This is a genomic window from Proteus sp. G2300, assembly GCF_009915965.1.
Classification (GTDB): domain Bacteria; phylum Pseudomonadota; class Gammaproteobacteria; order Enterobacterales; family Enterobacteriaceae; genus Proteus; species Proteus vulgaris.
In genome coordinates, this window is record NZ_JAABNK010000022.1 from 1 (window position 1) to 23,248 (window position 23,248).

Annotated in this window: 15 protein-coding genes and 2 rRNA genes; 9 read left to right on the top strand and 8 right to left on the bottom strand. The window is 39.3% G+C overall.

Annotated elements, in window-relative coordinates; genetic code table 11:
• Positions 1–1,676, top strand: a 23S ribosomal RNA gene (locus GWI97_RS10395); the annotation flags it as partial.
• 116 nt (positions 1,677–1,792) lie between these two features.
• A 5S ribosomal RNA gene (gene rrf / locus GWI97_RS10400) occupies positions 1,793–1,908 on the top strand.
• A gap of 167 nt (positions 1,909–2,075) precedes the next feature.
• Here the strand turns inward: rrf and idi are convergent.
• Positions 2,076–2,612 (bottom strand): isopentenyl-diphosphate Delta-isomerase, encoded by a 537-nt coding sequence (gene idi / locus GWI97_RS10405; RefSeq protein ID WP_036934617.1) that lies wholly within the window; start codon positions 2,610–2,612, stop codon positions 2,076–2,078.
• A gap of 135 nt (positions 2,613–2,747) precedes the next feature.
• Positions 2,748–3,392, bottom strand: a complete 645-nt coding sequence (locus GWI97_RS10410) for an epoxyqueuosine reductase QueH (protein WP_036934612.1) — start codon at positions 3,390–3,392, stop codon at positions 2,748–2,750.
• 252 nt (positions 3,393–3,644) lie between these two features.
• Between GWI97_RS10410 and GWI97_RS10415 the strand changes: the two genes are divergently transcribed.
• On the top strand, positions 3,645–4,748 hold the full coding sequence (locus GWI97_RS10415) for a glycerol dehydrogenase (RefSeq protein ID WP_036934610.1): 1,104 nt from the start codon (positions 3,645–3,647) through the stop codon (positions 4,746–4,748).
• A gap of 56 nt (positions 4,749–4,804) precedes the next feature.
• On the opposite strand, the gene metA is transcribed toward GWI97_RS10415, so the two are convergent.
• On the bottom strand, positions 4,805–5,734 hold the full coding sequence (metA, locus tag GWI97_RS10420) for a homoserine O-acetyltransferase MetA (RefSeq protein WP_036934608.1): 930 nt from the start codon (positions 5,732–5,734) through the stop codon (positions 4,805–4,807).
• Between the two features lie 340 nt (positions 5,735–6,074).
• Between metA and aceB the strand changes: the two genes are divergently transcribed.
• From aceB to aceK, 3 genes are all read left to right on the top strand, one after another.
• Positions 6,075–7,667 carry a malate synthase A gene (aceB, locus tag GWI97_RS10425; protein ID WP_036934607.1) on the top strand — a complete coding sequence of 531 codons (1,593 nt, stop codon included), beginning with the start codon at positions 6,075–6,077 and terminating at the stop codon, positions 7,665–7,667.
• A gap of 69 nt (positions 7,668–7,736) precedes the next feature.
• Positions 7,737–9,044, top strand: coding sequence for an isocitrate lyase (aceA, locus tag GWI97_RS10430; RefSeq protein WP_036934605.1), 1,308 nt, complete (start codon positions 7,737–7,739; stop codon positions 9,042–9,044).
• 76 nt (positions 9,045–9,120) lie between these two features.
• Positions 9,121–10,842, top strand: a complete 1,722-nt coding sequence (gene aceK / locus GWI97_RS10435; RefSeq protein ID WP_036934601.1) for a bifunctional isocitrate dehydrogenase kinase/phosphatase — start codon at positions 9,121–9,123, stop codon at positions 10,840–10,842.
• Positions 10,843–10,923: 81 nt separating this feature from the next.
• On the opposite strand, the gene GWI97_RS10440 is transcribed toward aceK, so the two are convergent.
• The 3 genes from GWI97_RS10440 to iclR all read right to left on the bottom strand — a co-directional run bounded on the left by GWI97_RS10440 (position 10,924) and on the right by iclR (position 14,650).
• Positions 10,924–11,565: a bifunctional 4-hydroxy-2-oxoglutarate aldolase/2-dehydro-3-deoxy-phosphogluconate aldolase gene (locus GWI97_RS10440; RefSeq protein ID WP_036938828.1), complete on the bottom strand. Its 642-nt coding sequence runs from the start codon at positions 11,563–11,565 to the stop codon at positions 10,924–10,926.
• A gap of 78 nt (positions 11,566–11,643) precedes the next feature.
• Positions 11,644–13,500, bottom strand: a complete 1,857-nt coding sequence (edd, locus tag GWI97_RS10445) for a phosphogluconate dehydratase (RefSeq protein WP_087803317.1) — start codon at positions 13,498–13,500, stop codon at positions 11,644–11,646.
• Positions 13,501–13,813: 313 nt separating this feature from the next.
• Positions 13,814–14,650: a glyoxylate bypass operon transcriptional repressor IclR gene (gene iclR, locus GWI97_RS10450; RefSeq protein ID WP_036934598.1), complete on the bottom strand. Its 837-nt coding sequence runs from the start codon at positions 14,648–14,650 to the stop codon at positions 13,814–13,816.
• Between the two features lie 253 nt (positions 14,651–14,903).
• Between iclR and metH the strand changes: the two genes are divergently transcribed.
• Together metH and GWI97_RS10460 are read left to right on the top strand one after the other, a co-directional pair.
• Positions 14,904–18,581, top strand: coding sequence for a methionine synthase (gene metH, locus GWI97_RS10455; protein WP_087803319.1), 3,678 nt, complete (start codon positions 14,904–14,906; stop codon positions 18,579–18,581).
• Positions 18,582–18,709: 128 nt separating this feature from the next.
• Positions 18,710–19,288, top strand: a complete 579-nt coding sequence (locus GWI97_RS10460) for a hypothetical protein (RefSeq protein ID WP_036934591.1) — start codon at positions 18,710–18,712, stop codon at positions 19,286–19,288.
• Between the two features lie 174 nt (positions 19,289–19,462).
• Here the strand turns inward: GWI97_RS10460 and GWI97_RS10465 are convergent, their stop codons facing one another.
• Positions 19,463–19,690: a hypothetical protein gene (locus GWI97_RS10465; protein ID WP_036934590.1), complete on the bottom strand. Its 228-nt coding sequence runs from the start codon at positions 19,688–19,690 to the stop codon at positions 19,463–19,465.
• A gap of 143 nt (positions 19,691–19,833) precedes the next feature.
• Positions 19,834–21,213, bottom strand: coding sequence for a lysine-sensitive aspartokinase 3 (gene lysC, locus GWI97_RS10470; protein WP_036934589.1), 1,380 nt, complete (start codon positions 21,211–21,213; stop codon positions 19,834–19,836).
• Positions 21,214–21,478: 265 nt separating this feature from the next.
• Between lysC and pgi the strand changes: the two genes are divergently transcribed.
• Complete coding sequence (pgi, locus tag GWI97_RS10475) at positions 21,479–23,125, top strand: glucose-6-phosphate isomerase (RefSeq protein ID WP_036934588.1); 1,647 nt, start codon at positions 21,479–21,481, stop codon at positions 23,123–23,125.
• Positions 23,126–23,248 lie beyond the last annotated feature (123 nt).

Sequence of the window (23,248 nt, forward strand, 5' to 3'; positions counted from 1 at the left end):
ATGCTGGAGGTATCAGAAGTGCGAATGCTGACATAAGTAACGATAATGCGGGTGAAAAACCCGCACGCCGGAAGACCAAGGGTTCCTGTCCAACGTTAATCGGGGCAGGGTGAGTCGACCCCTAAGGCGAGGCTGAAAAGCGTAGTCGATGGGAAACGGGTTAATATTCCCGTACTGGTGGTAACTGCGATGGGGGAACGGAGAAGGCTAGGTTGTCCGGGCGACGGTCGTCCCGGTTCAAGCATGTAGGCAGAGTGATTAGGCAAATCCGGTCACTTAATGCTGAGGTGTGATGACGAGCCACTAAGGTGGTGAAGCAATTGATGCCCTGCTTCCAGGAAAAGCCTCTAAGCTTCAGGTTACCAACAATCGTACCCCAAACCGACACAGGTGGTCAGGTAGAGAATACTCAGGCGCTTGAGAGAACTCGGGTGAAGGAACTAGGCAAAATGGTGCCGTAACTTCGGGAGAAGGCACGCTGGCGGTAAGTGAAGTCCCTTGCGGACGGAGCCGAAGCCAGTCGAAGATACCAGCTGGCTGCAACTGTTTATTAAAAACACAGCACTGTGCAAACACGAAAGTGGACGTATACGGTGTGACGCCTGCCCGGTGCTGGAAGGTTAATTGATGGGGTTATCCTTAGGGAGAAGCTCTTGATCGAAGCCCCAGTAAACGGCGGCCGTAACTATAACGGTCCTAAGGTAGCGAAATTCCTTGTCGGGTAAGTTCCGACCTGCACGAATGGCGTAATGATGGCCAGGCTGTCTCCACCCGAGACTCAGTGAAATTGAACTCGCTGTGAAGATGCAGTGTACCCGCGGCAAGACGGAAAGACCCCGTGAACCTTTACTATAGCTTGACACTGAACATTGAGCCTTGATGTGTAGGATAGGTGGGAGACTATGAAGTGTGGACGCCAGTCTGCATGGAGTCAACCTTGAAATACCACCCTTTAACGTTTGATGTTCTAACCTAGGCCCGTAATCCGGGTCGGGGACCGTGTCTGGTGGGTAGTTTGACTGGGGCGGTCTCCTCCTAAAGAGTAACGGAGGAGCACGAAGGTTGGCTAAGCATGGTCGGACATCATGCGGTTAGTGCAAAGGCATAAGCCAGCTTGACTGTGAGAGTGACGGCTCGAGCAGGTACGAAAGTAGGTCTTAGTGATCCGGTGGTTCTGAATGGAAGGGCCATCGCTCAACGGATAAAAGGTACTCCGGGGATAACAGGCTGATACCGCCCAAGAGTTCATATCGACGGCGGTGTTTGGCACCTCGATGTCGGCTCATCACATCCTGGGGCTGAAGTAGGTCCCAAGGGTATGGCTGTTCGCCATTTAAAGTGGTACGCGAGCTGGGTTTAGAACGTCGTGAGACAGTTCGGTCCCTATCTGCCGTGGGCGTTGGAAGATTGAGAGGGGTTGCTCCTAGTACGAGAGGACCGGAGTGAACGCACCACTGGTGTTCGGGTTGTCATGCCAATGGCATTGCCCGGTAGCTAAGTGCGGAAGAGATAACCGCTGAAAGCATCTAAGCGGGAAACTTGCCTCGAGATGAGTCTTCCCTGTCACCTTGAGTGACCTAAAGGAACGTTTAAGACTAAGACGTTGATAGGCTGGGTGTGTAAGCGTAGCGATACGTTGAGCTAACCAGTACTAATGAACCGTGAGGCTTAACCTGACAACACCGAAGGTGTTTTGTCTGAGAGACGAAGAGTAGATAAAGTAGGCTTGTTTAAGATTGATATTACTGGCGACTGACCGAAAGGAAAGAAGCGGGTAATAAAACCGAATTTGCTTGGTGGCCATAGCGCAGCGGTCCCACCTGATCCCATGCCGAACTCAGAAGTGAAACGTTGTAGCGCCGATGGTAGTGTGGGGTCTCCCCATGTGAGAGTAGGGAACTGCCAGGCATTAAATAAGACGAGAAAGCCAACCCACTGGGTTGGCTTTTTTGCGTTTAAGGTTTTTATAATAGATATATTAGTCGCTAATTCATTGAATTTAATAGTGACTAGATAGAAACAAAGACCAAAAACATAAGTTGCTTATTTTATTTAGATCGTTAATAAGATAATTGCTAAATAATGCCTTGGCTCCAACGAGAAAACTGTTCAATTCCCATTCGGTTTAAGATATAACGAAACCAAACACTGTAATTTTTCGCATTCTCTTCAATATCTTGATAAAGAGAATCGAGAGCGACCCAACGATAATCCATCACTTCATCGGGATTGCTATGTGGTAATTCATCACTAAATCCCAGAAATAGATGATCAAATTCATGCTCTATCAGATCATCTGTCACTTTTTCGTTATACAGAATGGTTCCGATAGATTGCATATCACATTTCATGCCTAATTCTTCATCTAAACGGCGATGAATAGCGTCTGACAGTAATTCGTTTGGAAGCGGGTGGCTACAACATGTATTTGCCCATAAACCACCAGAATGATATTTAGATATTGCACGTTGTTGAATAAGTAAATGCTGATTTGAATTAAAGATAAATAATGAAAAGGCTCGATGTAAGGCGCCTACAATATGAGCTTCAAGTTTTGGCATTGTTCCTAGCTCATTATCATTTTTATCTACGAGAATGACAGCGTCTTCCACAAGAAATCACCTTAATAAAATAATATATGTTGTTATAACGTGAATATAACATGACTGTATATCAAATAACGATTTATTGTGTTGTCCTTTTTATGGCATCACTTTTGTGATGCCTGGAATAAAAGGAAAAAAGATCTAAGCAGTATAATATTGAACACCAATCTTAATAAGTTCTCGACCTTGTGATTTACGGTGTTTATTTGTATCTCTTAATGAATAAATACACCCACAATATTCTTGTTGATAGAATTGTTCTCGCTTACTTATTTCTATCATCCTGGCTGAGCCCCCTTTTTTACGCCAATTATAATTCCAATAAACCATATTTGGATAAGGCGCTACTGCTCTTTCGCCACAATCATTTATTTGTTTCATATCTTTCCAGCGTGAGATCCCAAGTGAACTTGAAATAACAGAAAAACCATTTTCAGCGGCATAAAGAGCTGTTCTTTCAAAACGCATATCAAAACACATTGTGCATCGGATACCACGTTCAGGCTCTTTTTCCATTCCCTTAGCTCTTTCAAACCAATTGTCGGTATCATAATCGGCATCGACAAAAGGAATATTATGTTTCTTAGCAAAACGGATATTTTCCTCTTTACGAATTAAGTACTCTTTTTGAGGGTGAATATTGGGGTTATAAAAAAAGATTGTATATTCAATGCCTGAAGCTTGTAATGATTCCATGACTTCACCAGAACAAGGGGCACAACAAGAATGCAATAAGAGTTTATTGGCATTTGCAGGTAACGTCAGTTTTTCTCGTATAAGTGTCATTGATGATCCTAAATTACGTTATTTTAGTTATAAAACAATGCTTATATTATAGGTATAAATGTTTAATTAACCGGTTGTTTTGAAATTATTTAAAAATAATCATATGTTTTTTATGAATTTTAATCAGGCGATATCAATATATTAGATAACACCTATCAGAGAGTTTACTAGATTCATATTCTGATGAGAGGTAAGATGAAAGACTAATTCTGCTATTGTTTATAGCAAAATCTAAAATAAAGGAATTTAGTTATGCCGTCTATATTACCTCGTTCTGTAACCTCCCCAAAAAAATTCTTTATTGGTAGCCAACTTCTTGCTTCTGTTGGCAAATACGTTAAAGATTTTGGTGATAATGCTTTTATTATTAGTGATGAATTTTTCTTAGAAAAAGTAACCCAAGAAGCGCTTCCTTCTCTTAAAGAAAATAAGATTGAAGCAATGGTTGAAAAATTTAATTACGAATGTACTGAAGCTGAAGTTCATCGCCTTGGTAAAATTGCGATTGAGAATAAAGCGAACGTTATCATTGGTATTGGGGGTGGCAAGACATTGGACGTGTCTAAAGCGGTTGCTTACTATCAACATATTCCTGTTATTTTATTCCCTACGATTGCCTCTACTGACGCACCTTGTACGGCACTTTCAGTGTTATACAAAGAAAATGGTGAGTTTGATAAATATTTATTTTTACCACAAAACCCTGATGTTGTTATTGCAGACACTGCGATTATTGCCTCTGCACCACAACGTTTTTTCTCAGCGGGTGTAGGTGATGCTCTAGCGACTTACTTTGAAGCACGTGCTTGCTATCAAGCAGACGGTTTAAACTTAGTCAATCAACGCCCATCACGTACAGGCCTTGGTTTAGCACAATTATGCTTTGAAATGTTAAGTGAAAACATTGATAAAGCAATGGATGCTATCCGCCATAAAATTACTACACCAGCATTAGAACAAACTATTGAAGCAACAATTTATCTTAGTGGTGTTGGTGCCGAAGCTGGCGGTTTAGCCGCTGCTCATGCGGTCAACAATGGTATGTCTGCGGTTGAGTCTTTACATCGCGTTCAACATGGTGAAAAAGTTGTTTTTGGTTTATTAACACAATTAGTGTTAGAAAATGCGCCACAAGAAGAAATTGATGAAGTGATCCGTATTATTAAAGCGGCTGAATTACCACTGACACTTGAAGATATGGGTATGAAAGAATTCATTGAAAGCGAATGGCGTACTGTGGCGAAAATTGCTTGTGCAGAAGGTGATACCATGGGCAATATGCCGATGAGGGTTACTGAAGAAGACGTTTATAATGCAATGATTGCTGCTAATGCATTGGCTCACCGTTATAAATAATCCTTAATTTGACAAGCCGTTATCTTAAAACCCCAAATTGATTTTGGGGTTTTTCTTTATTCTAATGTTGGATTCATTTGCGTAAGATCGAAAGGTGTTATCTGATAAACATAGTAGTTTAACCAGTTTGCAAACAATAAATGACCATGACTACGCCAAGAAGCGATAGGTTTTTTATTCGGGTCATTATTAGGAAAATAATTTTCTGGTAATTGTGGATCTAAACCTGCTTTAACATCTCGATGATATTCATCTGCCAGTGTATTGGGATCGTACTCAGGATGCCCTGTTGCAAAAACGACTCTTTTATCTTTTGATGCAAATAAATAAGCGCCGGCTTCTTCTGAAGTTGCAAGGATTTCTAAATCAGTATTATGTTTAATAAAGTCGATAGGAAAGCCAGCATAGCGAGAATGAGGAGCAAAAAAAGTTTCATCAAATCCGCGAGTTAACAATGAAAGAGGAGAGCAAGTATTATGACTGTATACCCCTGAAATTTTTTGCTCTAGCGTATATTTTGGCAAGCCATATAAAATATTTAATCCTGCTTGTGCCGCCCAGCAAATAAAAAGTGTTGAGGTGACATGTTCTTTAGCCCATGTAATCACTTCTTTTATTTCAGTCCAATAAGCCACATCTTCGAATTCAATTAATCCTAATGGTGCCCCTGTCACAATAAGACCATCAAAATTTTGTTCTTTAATTTGGTCAAAATCACAATAGAAAGTATCGAGATGTTCTACAGGTGTATTTTTAGGAATACGTGAGTCAATACGTAATAATTGAATATCAATTTGAAGGGGGCTATTAGAAAGCAACCGCAGAAATTGGTTTTCTGTTTCTATTTTCTTTGGCATTAAATTAAGGATAAGCACTTTTAAAGGGCGAATATCTTGAATACTCGCTCTACTGGATGTCATGACAAAGACATTCTCTTTTTGTAAACAACTGACTGCGGGTAGTTCATCCGGTACTCTAATTGGCATTTCAATAACCTCCATGAAACATCTAGACATCTAGAAGCCTAAATCTATCTAATAACTTTTTGAATGTCGAGGTTTTCATGTTGTGTATGAAGAATATTCATATAAGGAAATGCTATATAGCTAAAATCATCAAGTATTCACATTCCTCTTTTCCTTTCATTGTCGATCTCTTCTTGATGCCTCAAGTTATTTTTGAAAATTTCATTTTTGTACAATAAAAAAACACCATTGTAATCACATTGTTAAAAATTATTTAAATAAAAATGGAATTCATTTTTGATTTTTGTGAAAACTGCATTAATCTTAATCAGGTGTGTAAACGATTTTAGGGGAATGCCGAATGTCACAATCGTTAATAATAGAAGAATTAAATTTTACGCAATCTTTTGGTGAACAGGAAAAAGAAATAATAAATCATGATGTTAAGTGTTTTTTAACTGATTTGGTAAGTCACTTTTCAGAGAGAAGGCATGCATTATTAGCAGAAAGGGATCATTGGAAAAATAAAGTTGATAACGGAATGCTCCCTGATTTTATTTCGGAATCGAGTTCCATTATAAATTCAGAGTGGAAAGTAAACCCAATACCTAAAGATCTGCAAGACCGTCGTGTCGAAATAACCGGACCTGTCGATCGCAAAATGGTTATCAATGCATTAAATGCCAATGTGAAAGTCTTTATGGCAGACTTTGAAGACTCTTTAGCGCCTACGTGGGATAAAGTGATTGATGGACAAATCAATTTGCGCGATGCGGTCAAAGGCACCATTTCTTATACGAATGAACAGGGTAAATGCTATCAACTAAATGCATCACCAGCAGTATTGATCGCTAGAGTTAGAGGGTTACATCTTCCTGAAAAGCATGTCTTATGGCAGGGGAAACCCATTGCTGGCGGGTTATTTGATTTCGCATTGTATTTTTACCATAACCATAAAGCACTGTTAGAAAAAGGAAGTGGGCCGTATTTTTACATTCCTAAATTGCAAACCTGGCAAGAGGCTAAATGGTGGAGCGATGTTTTTCATTTCACAGAAAAACGTTTTGGTTTAGCTATAGGTACGATTAAAGCTACCGTATTGATTGAAACCTTACCGGCTGTTTTTCAAATGGAAGAAATTCTCTTTCACATGAAAGAGCATATTGTCGGGCTTAACTGTGGTCGTTGGGATTATATTTTCAGTTATATCAAGACATTAAAAAATTATCCTGATCGTGTATTACCTGATAGACAAGGGATCACGATGACTCAGCCTTTCTTAAGTGCTTATTCTCGTTTACTTATTCAAACTTGCCATAAGCGTGGTGCTTTTGCGATGGGAGGAATGTCGGCTTTTATTCCAAGTCGAGATCCAGAGCAAAATGGTGTCATTTTGAAAAAAGTATTTGATGATAAAGAGCTTGAGGCAACAAATGGCCATGATGGTACTTGGATTGCCCATCCGGGACTAGCTGAAACGGTATTAGCGGCTTTTGATGCAGTGTTGGGATCTCGTTCAAATCAACTCGATGTGCAACGTAATGAAAAAATAACAGCTGACATGTTATTAGCGCCTTGTACTGGTGAACGCACAGAAAAAGGGATGAGAGCTAATATCCGTGTTGCTGTGCAATATATCGAAGCGTGGATCTCTGGCAATGGTTGTGTGCCTATCTATGGATTAATGGAAGATGCCGCAACAGCAGAAATATCACGTACCTCTATTTGGCAATGGATCCGCCATCAAAAAACACTGTCTGATGGGCAAATCGTGACTAAAGATCTTTTTCGTAACATGCTGAAAGAAGAGCTTGAGGTGATACGTCAAGAAGTCGGTGATACACGTTTTGAAGAGGGGCGTTTTAAAGAAGCTGCCTCTTTGATGGATAACATTACAACCCAAGATGAATTAGTCGATTTTCTGACTTTACCGGGTTATCAACTTTTAAATTAAAAAAGATACGCCAAAACGTATTTATAAACTGCAAACATCATCACTACCGTATTTATAGGAGCTGTTTTTATGACTATTAGTAGATCAGAGCAAATCGCCCAATTAGAGAAAGAGTGGGAACAACCTCGCTGGAAAGGTATTACTCGTCCTTATAGCGCTGAAGATGTCATTAAATTAAGAGGTTCGGTTAACCCAGAACATACCTTAGCGCGACGTGGCGCTCAAAGGCTTTGGTCATCATTAAATGGAAAATCGAAGAAAGGTTATGTTAATGCACTCGGTGCTTTAACGGGTGGGCAAGCCTTGCAACAAGCAAAAGCAGGATTAGAAGCGGTTTATCTTTCAGGCTGGCAAGTTGCTGCAGATGCTAACACCGCGGCAAGTATGTATCCTGATCAATCTTTATACCCTGTTGATTCAGTGCCTAATGTTGTTCAGCGTATTAATAATACCTTTAGACGTGCAGATCAAATTCAATGGTCAAATGGTATTGGCCCTCAACATAAAGACTATATTGATTTTTTTCTTCCTATTGTGGCTGATGCGGAGGCTGGCTTTGGGGGAGTATTAAATGCTTTTGAATTAATGAAAGCCATGATTGAAGCTGGGGCAGCGGGGGTTCACTTTGAAGATCAGTTAGCTGCTGTAAAAAAATGTGGCCATATGGGGGGAAAAGTATTAGTTCCAACCCAAGAGGCTGTACAAAAGCTGGTTGCAGCACGTTTAGCTGCTGATGTATCTGATGTGCCAACGTTATTGGTTGCAAGAACAGATGCTGATGCTGCTGATCTCTTAACTTCAGATTGCGATCCTTATGATAGTTCGTTCTTAACAGGGGAACGTACACCTGAAGGCTTCTTCTGTACTCATGCAGGTATCGATCAAGCTATCAGCCGAGGTCTAGCTTATGCGCCTTATGCTGATCTGGTGTGGTGTGAAACATCGCTCCCTGATTTGAAAATGGCGGCTAAATTTGCAGAAGCTATTCACGATAAATATCCCGGAAAAATGCTGGCTTATAACTGTTCACCTTCCTTTAATTGGAAAAAGAATCTTGATGATCGCACGATTGCACATTTCCAAGATGAGCTCTCGGCAATGGGATACAAATTCCAATTTATTACTTTAGCAGGGATTCATAGCATGTGGTTCAACATGTTTGATTTAGCACATGATTATGCCAAGGGCGAAGGTATGAAACATTATGTTGAGAAGGTACAACAAAAAGAGTTTGCTGCACTTAATCAAGGTTATACCTTCTCATCACATCAACAAGAAGTAGGGACCGGTTATTTTGATAAAGTGACGACGATTATTCAAGGTGGTATGTCTTCTGTGACGGCATTAACGGGCTCAACAGAAGAGCAGCAATTCTAAAGTTTAAAAATATTGTTCTCTCTTTTTGTGGTGATAATTCAGGAGCAGGATGCTCCTCTTTTTCGTGAGGTTGTGAATGACGCCGGAAGATTTGATTGCTCAAACAATTTTACAAGGTTTTGATGCTCAATATGGTCGTTTCCTTGAGATAACGTCAGGAGCGCAATATCGTTTTGAGCAAGCAGATTGGCACGGTGCTCAGCTAGCGATGAAAGAGCGCATCCGTTTATATGATAATCATGTTGGATTAGTGGTTGAACAGCTTAGATCTATTCGTCATGATATTGATAAAGAAAGTTTTTTTTTACAAAAAGTAAAAGAAAACTATACATTATTACTCCCCAATTATCCTCGATTTGAGATTGCAGAAAGCTTTTTTAATTCTGTTTATTGTCGTCTATTTCATCATCGTGAATTAAATAAAAAAAACCTCTTTGTTTTTTCCTCGCAACCTGCTTATCGCTTTACACAAGCGCCTCGACCGTTATCAAAGCAGTTTGTTATTCAAAGTGATTTGGCGACATTGTTGCATGACATTCTATCACGTTTACCTTTACGATTGCCGTGGCAAAATAAGCAACGAGATATTACTTCAATCTGTAATGTGCTTAATGCCCAATATTCTTCTTTGCAGTTACACAATGCGGTATTTCATATTGCAAATGAACTATTTTATCGTAATAAGGCTGCTTGGCTAATAGGTAAAATTGTGATTGATAATCAATATATTCCGTTCTTATTACCTATTCATAATATTGAACAACAATTGTTGATTGATACTTGTTTGATAACCGCAGATGAAGCCAGCATTGTCTTTGGTTTTGCCCGTTCTTATTTTATGGTTTATGCCCCATTTCCTGCGGCATTAGTCGCATGGCTAAGAGATATATTACCGGGTAAATCTATCGCTGAGCTTTATATGTCTATAGGATGCCAAAAACACGGTAAAACAGAATACTACCGGGAATACCTTGCTTTTATGAATTTTTCATCGGAGCAATTTATCGAAGCACCTGGAGTAAAAGGTATGGTGATGTTGGTATTTACGTTACCAACGTATGATCGCGTTTTTAAAGTCATCAAAGATAAGTTCGCACCACAGAAAACAATCACAGCAGAGCGCGTAAAAGAGTGCTACCAGTTGGTTAAAGAGCACGATCGTGTTGGACGAATGGCGGATACTCAAGAGTTTGAGAATTTCGTGATCGATAAGAAAAGAATTAGTCCTGAATTAATGGTTATTTTGGAACAAGAGATCCCCAATAAATTAGAAGATCTGGGTGATAAATTACTGATCCGTCATCTTTATATGGAACGAAGAATGACGCCACTTAATATCTATATGGCGCAGTGTGATGATAATCAACTTAAAGCAGTCGTTGAAGACTACGGGCAAGCATTAAAAGAGCTTATCGCTGCGAATATTTTTCCCGGTGACATGTTATTTAAAAACTTTGGTGTAACTCGTCATCATCGTGTTATTTTCTATGATTATGATGAAATTAGTTATATAACAGATATGAATTTTCGGGCGATCCCGCCAGCTCGTTATCCTGAAGATGAATTAGCCAGTGAACCCTGGTATAGCGTTGCACTTAATGATGTTTTCCCAGAAGAATTTCGTTATTTTTTATGCAGTGATAAGCAAGTTTGTTGTTATTTTGAGGCTCAACATCGTGATCTTTTATCACCAGAGTATTGGCAACAACAACAGCAAAGAATTAAAGAAGGGTATATTGAAGATGTTTACGCTTATTCTCAAACTAAGCGATTTGTTTATTGTGATCCGTCAGGATAAAAAAGGTTAAACAAAGATAGGCATAAAGGGGATGGGGGATGCCTATCTTTATTGGGCTAAATATATTTTTTATTACAAAAATTAGCGCTGAGCGCCAGCAACGGCTTCTTTAGCTAATTCAGTAATACGCTGGAAATCACCTGCTTTAACCGCATCATTAGGGACTAACCAGGAGCCACCAATACAAAGTACGCTTTCTAGCGCAAGATAATTACGATAATTATCTGGTGAAATGCCTCCAGTTGGGCAAAAGCGAACTTTTGAGAATGGTCCTGCAATCGCTTTTAATGCTTTAACACCCCCATTAGCTTCTGCTGGGAAAAATTTAAATTCATTTAAACCGTAACTCATCCCTAGCATTAATTCAGAAACCGTTGAAATACCTGGAATTAAAGGAATATTCCCCGCAACAGCTGCTTTAAGTAGTGCATCTGTTAATCCAGGGCTAATAGCAAATTGAGCGCCTGCCTCAGTAACTTGTGCTAATTGTTGCGGATTAATCACAGTTCCTGCACCTACAATGGCTTCTGGCACTTCTTTTGCAATACGGCGGATGGCGTCAATAGCGCAATCTGTACGTAATGTGACTTCTAAAACCCTTACGCCACCTGCAACTAAAGCTTTTGCAACTGGTACCGCTTCATCAATATGATTAATAACAATAACAGGAACAACTGGCCCTGATTTTAGTACAGACTCTGCACTCGTATTCCAATGATTCATCATTTGTATTTCCTAATTAGAAAATGGTGAGCAAATGAATTAAATCTGCTCCTCGTTAGGTATTAAAACTTGTTGGTATTAAAAATCAATACAACAAGCACCTTGTTCAGCTCCGGATAAATGACGACGCAAATTCACAAACAGTTCACGGCCACAGCCTATATCATTTGCACTTAAATCAGGCACTTTATCTTGGCGAGCATTGAGTGTTTGTTCATCAACAAGGAGTGTTAACTCACCGGTTTTACCATCAACACGAATGATATCGCCATCGTGTACTTTGGATAATAAACCACCATTAATAGCTTCTGGCGTGACATGAATTGCAGCTGGTACTTTACCTGATGCACCTGAAAGTCGACCATCAGTCACTAATGCGACTTTGTAGCCTTTATCCATTAATACCCCCAGTGGCGGCATTAATTTATGTAATTCTGGCATACCGTTGGCTTGTGGCCCTTGATAACGTACAACCACCACACAATCTTTATTTAACTCACCTGCTTCAAATTTAGTGGCAATATCATGTTGGCTATTAAAGACAACAGCAGGTGCTTCGATAATTTTATTCTCATCAGGGACAGCAGAGGTTTTCATTACAGCTCTACCTAAATTACCTTGCATTACTTGTGTGCCACCATGTGAGGAAAAAGGTGTATTGATATCAGCGATGACATCTTTATCTAAAGAGTTTGTCGAACCTTCACGCCAATCGAGCTTACCCTCATTTAGCCAAGGTTCTAAGGTATAACGTTCAATACCAAATCCTGCAACAGTATTGACATCACGATGAATTAAGCCTTTTTTCAGTAGTTCACGAATAATTAGTGCAATACCACCTGCGGCTTGAAACTGGTTGATATCAGCAGGTCCATTAGGATAAATGCGAGCAATCAGTGGCACGACTTGTGAAAGTTCAGAAAAATCATCCCAATTAATGATAATGCCAGCCGCGCGTGCCATCGCAACTAAATGCATTGTCAGGTTAGTGGATCCGCCTGTTGTTAACAGAGCAATAATGCCATTTACAATCACCTTCTCGTCAACTAATTGACCGATAGGGAGGTAGTTACCGGAGTTCTCAGTAAGACGTACTATTTGGCTAGCTGCCGCCTCAGTCAATGCATCACGTAATGGTGTATCTGGATGGACAAAAGAAGCGCCAGGTAAATGTAGTCCCATCATTTCCATGACCATCTGATTTGAGTTCGCTGTACCGTAAAAGGTGCAGGTACCAATGCTATGGTAAGATGCAGCTTCGGCTTCTAACAAAGCGTTACGATCCACTTTACCTTCAGCATAAAGCTGGCGAATACGTACTTTTTCTTTATTAGGTAAACCACTCGTCATTGGACCTGCAGGAACAAAAATAGCAGGAAGATGACCAAAAGAGAGTGCTGCCATCGTCAGTCCAGGAACAATTTTATCGCAGATCCCTAAATAGAGTGCACCATCAAACATATTATGGGATAAACCAACAGCCGCTGACATTGCAATCACATCACGGCTAAGGAGTGATAACTCCATGCCGTCTTGACCCTGAGTGACACCATCGCACATAGCTGGAACACCGCCCGCAACTTGCCCTACGGCACCAACAGCATGTAATGCTTTTTTAATTTTTTGAGGATAATTTTCATATGGTTGATGCGCTGACAACATATCATTGTAAGCAGTGATAATGGCAATATCATTATGAACCATATTTTTTAGGCGATTTTTATCATCAGCCTGACAAGCAGCGAAACCATGAGCTAAATTACCGCAAGCCAACTGAGCACGATGTACTGTTTGGCTTTTTGCAACTTCAATTTTTTTCAGATAAGCGCGACGGGTCAATTGTGAGCGAGTAATAATACGCTCTGTCACCTGTTTTACAGTCTCGTTAAGCGGAACAAAGTCGTTCTGAATTGGGTCATGGTTTTTAGGGTTCATAATGATGCTTCCTTTATTCACACAGGGTGATCAGCGTTACTATTGGCTATGAAAAGAGAGTATGAGAATTTAGCTATAGTATTTTGTTACCGGTAACATTGTTACGGGTAACAAGATGAGTTGCAATACTCTTAGCGCGTCTTAAACAACATCTGTGATCAACATCAATTTTTTTAGGTGATAAATAATGGTTTTTTTATATTTAACGGAAATAAAGCTTAAAACCTGTCATTTTAAAAAAGCTGAATCGGTTTAATTAAGGAGTTCCTTCCTCAGTGTTATCGTTTTGCAATGAGGAAGGTGATAGATAGGATTAACTTTTTATTCCACCATATTCACGACTAATTTGTTTTGCTGCTTTGATAACCATTGCGCCTAATTCAGTGATGCGTGAATCTGTCATTCTAGATACGGGCCCTGAAAGTGAAATTGCGGCAAAAGGCTGGTGGTGTTCATCATAAATACAAGCGCCAATGCAACGTAGGCCTAAAGCATGCTCTTCATCATCAAAAGAGAAGCCTTGTTTACGGGCCTGCTCTAGGTTTTCTTTTAAAGATGAAGGAAGTGTTCGGGTATGTGGGGTATAGGCCATCAAGCCTTTTTTCTGGAGTAAAGGCAGTAATTTATTTTCTGGTAATGTTGAAAGAAATGCTTTACCGGCACCTGATGCATGCATCGGTAATTTACCACCAATAGGTGCTGACATTCTCATTAGTGCATTACATTGCACTTGATCGACGATTACGGCATCAAATTCAATTTGGTCAAGAATAGCCAGATTGACGGTTTCACCAGAATCTTCCATCAACTGACGCAAAATAGGATGCACCATCACTAAAAGATTACGAGTTTGCAGAAAGCTACTACCAACAATAAAAGCATGTGTACCAACAACCCACAATCCTAAATCTCCAACTTGACGGACAAAACCATGCTGTTGAAGTGTAGTGAGTAAGCGGTGCGTTGTGGAATTGGGTAATCCAGCTTGAAAGGCGAGATCAGTTAGGGCAATACCACCCGGAGATTCGGAAATATATTCCAATAATGTCAGTCCACGACTTAACGACTGAACCGGCCCTCCTTGTGCAGTGCTTTGAGTGGCAGTTGTTTTCGTCTTACGCACTTTTTTATTTGTAGGGGAAACTGTCATGCATACACTCCAGAAATGCTATCCATATTAATATCTATTATGAACTATCTCGCATAATAAAACTCCTCCGATCACTGCATTTTTCAAAACAAAGTGTGTGATAAGAAATATTTATTAAAAGTATTTATTACTGAGTGAAAATCTCTCATCTTCGTCTTAGAAATCTTTGTAAAAAGATATGGTAGGATAAAAAAACAACGAAAGAAAAATAAAGAAATAAGAATAAAAACATTCTCGGTTAAGAGGAAACAACGTGGCAAACATAAAACAACAACTAGTGGAAGCATTAGAAAAACGTATCTTAGTACTTGATGGTGCAATGGGTACAATGATCCAGCAATATCAACTGACAGAATCTGATTATCGAGGTGAGCGTTTTGCTGATTGGGGTTGTGATGTTAAAGGAAATAATGATCTTTTAGTGTTAACACAACCCCAAATTATTGCCGATATTCATGACGCTTATTTCCAGGCGGGGGCTGATATTGTTGAAACCAACACCTTTAACTCGACTTCCATTGCGATGGCTGATTATCAGATGGAGTCGCTCTGTTTTGAATTAAATGAAGAAGCGGCAAAATTAGCGAAAACCTGTGCAGATAAATGGAGTACTTTAACTCCCGATAAACCGCGTTATGTCGCTGGTGTTTTAGGACCAACAAATAGAACGGCGTCCATATCTCCTGATGTTAATGATCCCGCTTTTCGTAATGTTTCATTTGATAAGTTGGTGGTCGCGTATCGAGAAGCGACTCGAGGGTTAATTAAAGGCGGTGTCGATTTAATTATGGTCGAAACTATTTTCGACACATTAAATGCGAAAGCAGCTATTTTTGCGATAAAATGTGAATTTGAATCGCTGAATATTGAATTACCTGTGATGATATCTGGCACCATTACAGATGCTTCAGGAAGAACGTTAACGGGTCAAACCACAGAAGCATTCTACCACTCCTTACGCCATGCCGATGCGCTTTCATTTGGTTTAAACTGTGCGCTAGGCCCTAAAGAATTACGCCAATATATTCAAACACTTTCACAAATTTCTGAAACCTATGTCAGTGCTCATCCTAATGCAGGTTTACCTAATGCGTTTGGAGGCTATGACTTAGACGCTCAAGAAATGGCTGAGCAAATTAAAGAGTGGGCACAATCTGGTTTTCTCAATATTGTGGGAGGATGTTGTGGAACAACACCTGAACATATTCTTGCAATTTCACAAGCAGTAGAAGGTATTGCCCCAAGAACATTACCAACTCTTAAGAAAGCGTGTCGCCTTTCAGGTTTAGAACCTTTAGTGATTGATGAGAACTCATTGTTTGTGAATGTGGGGGAACGAACTAACGTAACGGGCTCTGCAAAATTTAAGCGCTTGATAAAAGAAGGTAATTATCAAGAAGCATTGGATGTTGCGCGTCAGCAAGTTGAAAATGGTGCTCAAATCATCGATATCAACATGGATGAAGGCATGTTAGATGCAGTTGAAGCCATGACACGTTTTCTCAACCTTATTGCTGGTGAGCCTGATATTGCCAAGGTTCCGGTGATGATCGACTCTTCAAAATGGGAAGTAATCGAAGAGGGATTAAAGTGTATCCAAGGCAAGGGAATTGTTAACTCGATTTCTATGAAAGAGGGAGAAGTTCCTTTTCTTGAACATGCTAAATTAGTGCGTAAATATGGTGCTGCTGTTGTTGTTATGGCGTTTGATGAAGTGGGGCAAGCGGATACTAGAGAGCGTAAAATCGAAATCTGTCGCCGGGCTTATCAGTTATTAACAGAGCAAGCAGGTTTTCCACCTGAAGATATTATTTTTGATCCTAATATTTTTGCAGTCGCGACAGGTATTGCTGAACATAATAATTATGCTGTTGATTTTATTGAAGTCTGTGCAGATATTAAATCTCAACTACCTTATGCTTTAATTTCTGGTGGGGTATCTAACGTTTCATTCTCATTTCGAGGGAACGATCCTGTTCGTGAAGCTATTCACTCTGTTTTTCTTTATTACGCCGTAAAAAATGGCATGGATATGGGGATTGTGAATGCAGGACAACTTGCTATTTACGACTCATTGCCTGATGAGCTACGTAATGCTGTAGAAGACGTTATTTTAAATCGCCATGAAGAAAGCACTGATAATCTATTAGCATTGGCAGAGCGTTATCGTGGAACGAAAAGTGATGAACAAAACCATCAACTTGCTGAATGGCGACAATGGGATGTAGAGAAACGTCTAGAATACGCTTTAGTTAAAGGGATCACCGAATTTATTGTTGAAGATACCGAAGCGTGTCGTCAACAGGCCTCAAGTCCGATTGAGGTTATTGAAGGGCCATTGATGAATGGTATGAATATCGTCGGTGATTTGTTCGGTGAAGGTAAAATGTTCTTACCTCAAGTTGTAAAATCAGCGCGAGTGATGAAGCAAGCTGTTGCGTATCTTGAGCCTTATATTCAAGCCACTAAACAAGCAGGTACTTCCGCAGGTAAAATTTTACTGGCTACCGTAAAAGGCGACGTTCACGATATCGGTAAAAATATTGTGGGTGTTGTTTTGCAGTGTAATAACTATGAGATTATTGATTTGGGTGTGATGGTGCCTTGCGATAAGATCCTGCAAACGGCGATTGATGAAAAAGTCGATATTATTGGTCTTTCAGGTCTGATTACCCCGTCACTTGATGAAATGGTGAATGTGGCTAAAGAGATGGAAAGGCGGGGCTTTTCGTTGCCATTAATGATTGGTGGTGCCACAACGTCTAAAGCTCATACTGCCGTAAAAATAGAACCAAATTATAGTCATCCTACCGTTTATGTACAAAATGCATCACGTACGGTAGGTGTTGTAGCTGCTCTATTATCTGAAACTCAAAAAGCTGATTTTGTTGCAAAAACACGGCGTGAATATGAAATAGTACGCCAGCAATACGCTAGAAAAAAACCACGTACACCGCCAGTCTCTTTAGATATTGCGCGATCCAATGCACTCAAAATTGATTGGCTGAATTACACGCCCCCCAAACCGAACCAACTAGGTGTGCAAGAAATTACGGCAAGCATTGATGTGTTGCGTGAATATATCGACTGGACACCTTTCTTTATGACGTGGTCTTTAGCAGGAAAATACCCGCGTATTTTAGAAGATGACGTGGTGGGTGAAGAGGCGAAACGGGTATTTTCTGATGCAAATGCGATGCTGGATAAGCTAAGTCATGAAAACTTACTCACACCTAAAGGGATTATGGGGATCTTCCCTGCTAATCGTCTGGGGGATGATATTGTTATTTATCAAGATGAAAGCCGACAGCATGCGTTATTGCACAGTTGCCATTTGCGTCAGCAAACAGAGAAAAAAGAGTTTCCTAACTACTGTTTAGCAGATTTTATTGCGCCCGTAGAAAGTGGTGTTCCTGACTATTTCGGGGCTTTTGCTGTAACTGGAGGGCTAGAAGAAGACACGCTAGCCAATGCTTATGATAATGCTCATGATGATTACAATAAAATTATGGTCAAAGCGTTATCAGATAGATTAGCAGAAGCTTTTGCTGAATATCTGCACCAACAAGTGAGAACAAAAATTTGGGGTTATAGTCCTGATGAAAATCTCTCTAATGACGAGCTTATTCGAGAAAAATATCAAGGAACACGTCCTGCGCCGGGATATCCAGCTTGTCCTGAACACACAGAAAAAGCGAAAATTTGGCAGTTGCTTGATGTTGAAAATCGCATTGGTATGAAGCTAACAGATGCTTATGCTATGTGGCCAGGTGCTTCAGTATCCGGTTGGTATTTTAGTCATCCTGAAAGTAAATATTTCGCGGTTGCTCAAATACAAAAAGATCAGGTTGAAGATTACGCAAAACGCCGAGGGATGAGCGTGAGTGAAGTTGAACGCTGGTTAGCACCTAATTTAGGGTATGAGTCTTAGTTTATTTCAAGGTCTCAATAATGTAATAAAGAGTGAGGGGATAGTAATATCCCCTTATTATTTCCTCTCGCAGTTCCCACTAAAGGTGTATAAGCTATAAGCCTGTATCAGAAAAAAAGGACATTATGATGAACTATACTTTGTATCTTCAGAAAACCCCACCTGCTGGCGCTGAAGTGCCATTTCCTTCTTTAGCAAAAGGAAATTACCCATTAAGTGAAGTTTTAATTAATGCGTTTTTAAATTTGATGCAACTAACAGGAAGCTTAGATACAGAGACAATTTTAGATGAAAAAGCATTTGATAAAATTTGGCTGAGAGCTGAAATGACACCAGCACGAATTGAAGAGGTGGGGGATTATATTTATCATCAAATTCCTACTTCCCCTGAGCCTGTTGAAGAAGAAATCGTGTTATTTAAACAGGCAATGAAAGAAGAAGAGGCGCTATTAGCCAAAGAGAGTGAAAAAGACGGCAATATCCCTATCCATAAATTTGCTACGAATGATGGTTGGATAGTCACACCAAAAGAGTGCGAAATAATTGCTGCTACACTTACCGCTAAACTACTGGAAGATAACCGGGTTTTTGTTGAAAAAATTGCAAAAATGTCACATCTTGCTCATCGTTCTTTAGAAATCGCTTTAATTGATTTTGGTAAATTTAATCAATTTGCTAAGAAATATGGTGGTTATCGGGTTTATTAAAAAATAGAGAATAGGCTTCTTAGAGAAAGAGGCCTTTTTAATTCTTTAAATTTAAAGATTTTTTGAATTTATTTCTTTTATTTTGTCTATATTATTTTATATTATAGTGTGTTCTTTGATTTTTGATGATTTATTATCTACTTTGTTATCAAGGTAACTAATTGATTTTACGCGCTATTTATCTATCGTTGATGGAGTAAAATCCTTTGCTGTTCCATCCTTTTCAATTTGATATATTGCATTAGTTTTTTGTTCTTTCGATAAGGTTACACTGCTTATTTCTGAATTATAGATATAGGTGATGCTGGCTCTTAAATTCTCCAAATCAGATTTTGAAATTGATTTTTCACTTGCTGCATTTTTTAGAGCATTACAGATGCTAAAGTCATTATATATTTTCATTTTCACTACCTTATTAATTAAATAAGGTGTTTATTTTAATAAGTGATAAAACAATGACTTTAAAACTTTTATCTTTTTTAAACCCAAGGTTAAAAAAAGAGAAATAATTATTTATCTCTCTTTTATATATTATTAGTTATTAATTAAAATAACGTATCATGCAATTTACGTACAATATTATCCGCATCTTTGCCATCAACTAATAAACATAAATTGTGAGTACTTGCACCATGGCTAATCATACGAATATTATAATCTTCTAATGTACCGAAAATCTTAATACCTAAACCATTTACCTGTGAAAGTGAATTACCAATCACGGCAACTAATGCCAGATCTTCTTCTACTTCAACACGGCATAATGCAGAAAGCTCGGTTAATAATGCATTAGTTAATAAACTACCTGATGAATTGGTTGTACCTGTTGTATCAAGGGTTAAAGCAATACTGACTTCAGAGGTTGTTATCACATCAACCGAAATATGGTGGCGCGATAAAATGGTAAAAATTTCAGCTAAGAAGCCACGCGCATGAAGCATTTTTAGGCTATGTAACGTGAGTAATGTTTGCTTTCTACGTAGTGCAATCGCACGGAATACAGGTGGATTTTCTGTTTGAGCACAAACTAAAGTTCCCCCTTCTTCAGGGGCTTTGCTTGAACCCACAAACACTGGAATACCACTACGAACGGCGGGCAATAATGTGGCAGGATGCAAAATTTTAGCCCCAAAGGTAGCCATCTCTGCCGCTTCATCGAAAGCAATTTGATCAATACGATGCGCCTCTGGCACTATTCTTGGGTCGGTGCTGTAAATACCTGGTACATCCGTCCAGATATCTACACGAGACATGCCTAGTGCTTCACCAATCAGAGCTGCAGTATAGTCACTTCCACCACGCCCTAGGGTTGTGGTTCTCCCTTTTGGTTCTTGGCCAATAAAGCCTTGTGTGACAATAACGGTTTCTTCTAAACGAGGTTGAATAAGACTTTGTGTGAGTTCTGTGAGTTGCACCATATCGGGTTCAGCATGACAAAATAGATCATTCGTTTTCATCACTTTTCTGACGTCAAACCAATCTGCTTGTATGCCTTTTTCACGTAGTAACTCAACAAAAAGTAAGGTTGACATTAATTCGCCATGACTGACAAGTTCGTCTGTTAATGCATCAGAAGTTGCTAATGCAGCCGCTTCAGAGAGCATCTCAATATTCTCAAGCAGGCGATTTATTTCTTGTGAAATAATTTCTGGCTGAGAAAGTTGATTGATAATCGCGTACTCAATATCACGAACTTGTGAAAGTAAAGCCTCTCGTTGTGTGGGTTCAGTGCCAGCTGCAAGTTCAATCAGTAGATTAGTGACTCCTGCAGATGCGGAAAGGACGACGACACGAACAGACTTTTGTTTCAGGATAATATCTGCACATTTTTCCATTGCTGAATAGTTAGCAACACTGGTGCCACCAAATTTAGCGATAGTGTATGGCGAAGATGAAGATGAAGGCGTAGCAGTATTATCAGTCATTGTCGTATTCCTTTAAGCAAAAATGAGATGTTGGACACAATTAGGAATATCGGTTATTAAGTAGAGAGTCAATGCGGAGTGAAGAATAATCAATTTAATTAATAATCAGCTTCACATTATCGGTTTTACCAATGTAGGTAATTAGTACTAGATTTGTTGATTGGTTTTGACCAATATCATCAAATGAGAAAGAATTGACTGTAACTATTAAATGTCAGGCTACAATCTGAGAATATTGGATTGTAATCTTAAGAGAGTATTGTGAATGAAAAATGTAAACCCAACTCAAACCCTAGCTTGGAAGGCATTAGAAAACCATTATTCGGTGATCAAAGATACCGAGATGAAAACGCTTTTTGCTCAGGATCCATCACGTTTTGAGCAATTCTCAAAAATGTTTTCAGACCACATTCTAGTGGATTTTTCAAAAAACCGTATTACGAAAGAAACATTAGAGAAATTGCAGGCTTTGGCTAAGGAATGTGATGTAGAAGGTGCGATAAATAGCATGTTTGTGGGTGAAAAAATCAACCGCACTGAAGATCGTGCTGTATTGCATACTGCATTACGTAATCGTAGCAATACTCCCGTCATTGTTGATGGCAAAGATGTTATGCCAGAAGTTAATGCAGTACTGAATAAAATGAAAAAATTCAGTGAGCGTATTATTAGTGGTGAATGGAAAGGTTATACAGGCAAAGCAATTACTGATGTTGTCAATATTGGTATCGGTGGCTCTGATCTTGGCCCTTATATGGTAACAGAAGCATTACGCCCGTATAAAAATCACCTTACTATGCATTTCGTTTCGAATGTTGATGGTACACATATCGCCGAAACACTGAAAAAATGCGATCCCGAAACGACATTATTCTTAATTGCATCAAAAACATTTACAACACAAGAGACCATGACAAATGCGCACTCTGCAAGAGATTGGTTCTTAGCCTCGGCTAAAGAGAGTGCTTTTGTTGCTAAACACTTTGTCGCTTTGTCCACGAATAGCACAGAAGTTGAAAAATTCGGTATCGACACTGCCAATATGTTTGAATTCTGGGATTGGGTGGGTGGGCGTTATTCATTATGGTCAGCCATTGGTTTGTCTATCGCATTATCTGTTGGTTATGACAACTTTGAGCAATTACTCGAAGGTGCGCATGCTATGGATAATCACTTTAGAACCGCTGATGCTGAAAATAACATTCCGATGATCCTTGCTCTGATTGGCATTTGGTATAACAATTTTTTTGGCACAGAAACTGAAGCGATTCTGCCATACGATCAGTACATGCACCGTTTTGCAGCGTACTTCCAACAAGGCAATATGGAATCAAATGGTAAGTATATTGATCGTGATGGAAACAAAGTCAATTATCAGACGGGGCCTATTATTTGGGGTGAGCCGGGTACAAATGGCCAGCATGCGTTTTATCAACTGATACACCAAGGCACAAAAATTATTCCTTGTGATTTTATTGCGCCTGCGATTAGCCATAATCCACTATCAGATCATCACGCTAAATTAATGTCTAACTTCTTTGCTCAAACAGAAGCATTGGCCTTTGGTAAAACACGCGAGCAAGTAGATACAGAATTTGCAGCTGCAGGAAAAGATCCTAAAACGATGGGCTATGTTGCACCTTTTAAAGTGTTTGAAGGTAATCGTCCAACTAACTCTATATTGTTAAAAGAAATTACGCCTTATTCTTTAGGCGCATTAATTGCGATGTATGAACATAAAATCTTTGTACAAGGCGTTATTTTTAATATCTTCACTTTCGACCAATGGGGGGTTGAATTAGGTAAACAGCTTGCTAATCGTATCCTTCCTGAATTAAAAGGTAAGGAAAGTGTTAACAGCCATGATAGTTCAACAAATAACCTAATTAATCGTTACAAAGCTTGGCGTTAATCGAATAAATTGAATATAAGTAGTTGGTTAGATACAAAGGAGGTTTTATGACCTCCTTTGTTTTTTTGATCAGTGAGTGCTCAGTTTGATTTTCTTTTAACGCTTTTTTAGATTATTTATGCG

Excerpts from the sequence above, each read along its gene's own strand:
- GWI97_RS10410 (WP_036934612.1), bottom strand. The coding sequence starts at position 3,392 with ATGACACTTATACGAGAAAAACTGACGTTACCTGCAAATGCCAATAAA.
- GWI97_RS10415 (WP_036934610.1), top strand. The coding sequence starts at position 3,645 with ATGCCGTCTATATTACCTCGTTCTGTAACCTCCCCAAAAAAATTCTTT.
- metA (WP_036934608.1), bottom strand. The coding sequence starts at position 5,734 with ATGCCAATTAGAGTACCGGATGAACTACCCGCAGTCAGTTGTTTACAA.
- aceB (WP_036934607.1), top strand. The coding sequence starts at position 6,075 with ATGTCACAATCGTTAATAATAGAAGAATTAAATTTTACGCAATCTTTT.
- aceA (WP_036934605.1), top strand. The coding sequence starts at position 7,737 with ATGACTATTAGTAGATCAGAGCAAATCGCCCAATTAGAGAAAGAGTGG.
- aceK (WP_036934601.1), top strand. The coding sequence starts at position 9,121 with ATGACGCCGGAAGATTTGATTGCTCAAACAATTTTACAAGGTTTTGAT.
- GWI97_RS10440 (WP_036938828.1), bottom strand. The coding sequence starts at position 11,565 with ATGAATCATTGGAATACGAGTGCAGAGTCTGTACTAAAATCAGGGCCA.
- edd (WP_087803317.1), bottom strand. The coding sequence starts at position 13,500 with ATGAACCCTAAAAACCATGACCCAATTCAGAACGACTTTGTTCCGCTT.
- iclR (WP_036934598.1), bottom strand. The coding sequence starts at position 14,650 with ATGACAGTTTCCCCTACAAATAAAAAAGTGCGTAAGACGAAAACAACT.
- GWI97_RS10460 (WP_036934591.1), top strand. The coding sequence starts at position 18,710 with ATGAACTATACTTTGTATCTTCAGAAAACCCCACCTGCTGGCGCTGAA.
- GWI97_RS10465 (WP_036934590.1), bottom strand. The coding sequence starts at position 19,690 with ATGAAAATATATAATGACTTTAGCATCTGTAATGCTCTAAAAAATGCA.
- lysC (WP_036934589.1), bottom strand. The coding sequence starts at position 21,213 with ATGACTGATAATACTGCTACGCCTTCATCTTCATCTTCGCCATACACT.
- pgi (WP_036934588.1), top strand. The coding sequence starts at position 21,479 with ATGAAAAATGTAAACCCAACTCAAACCCTAGCTTGGAAGGCATTAGAA.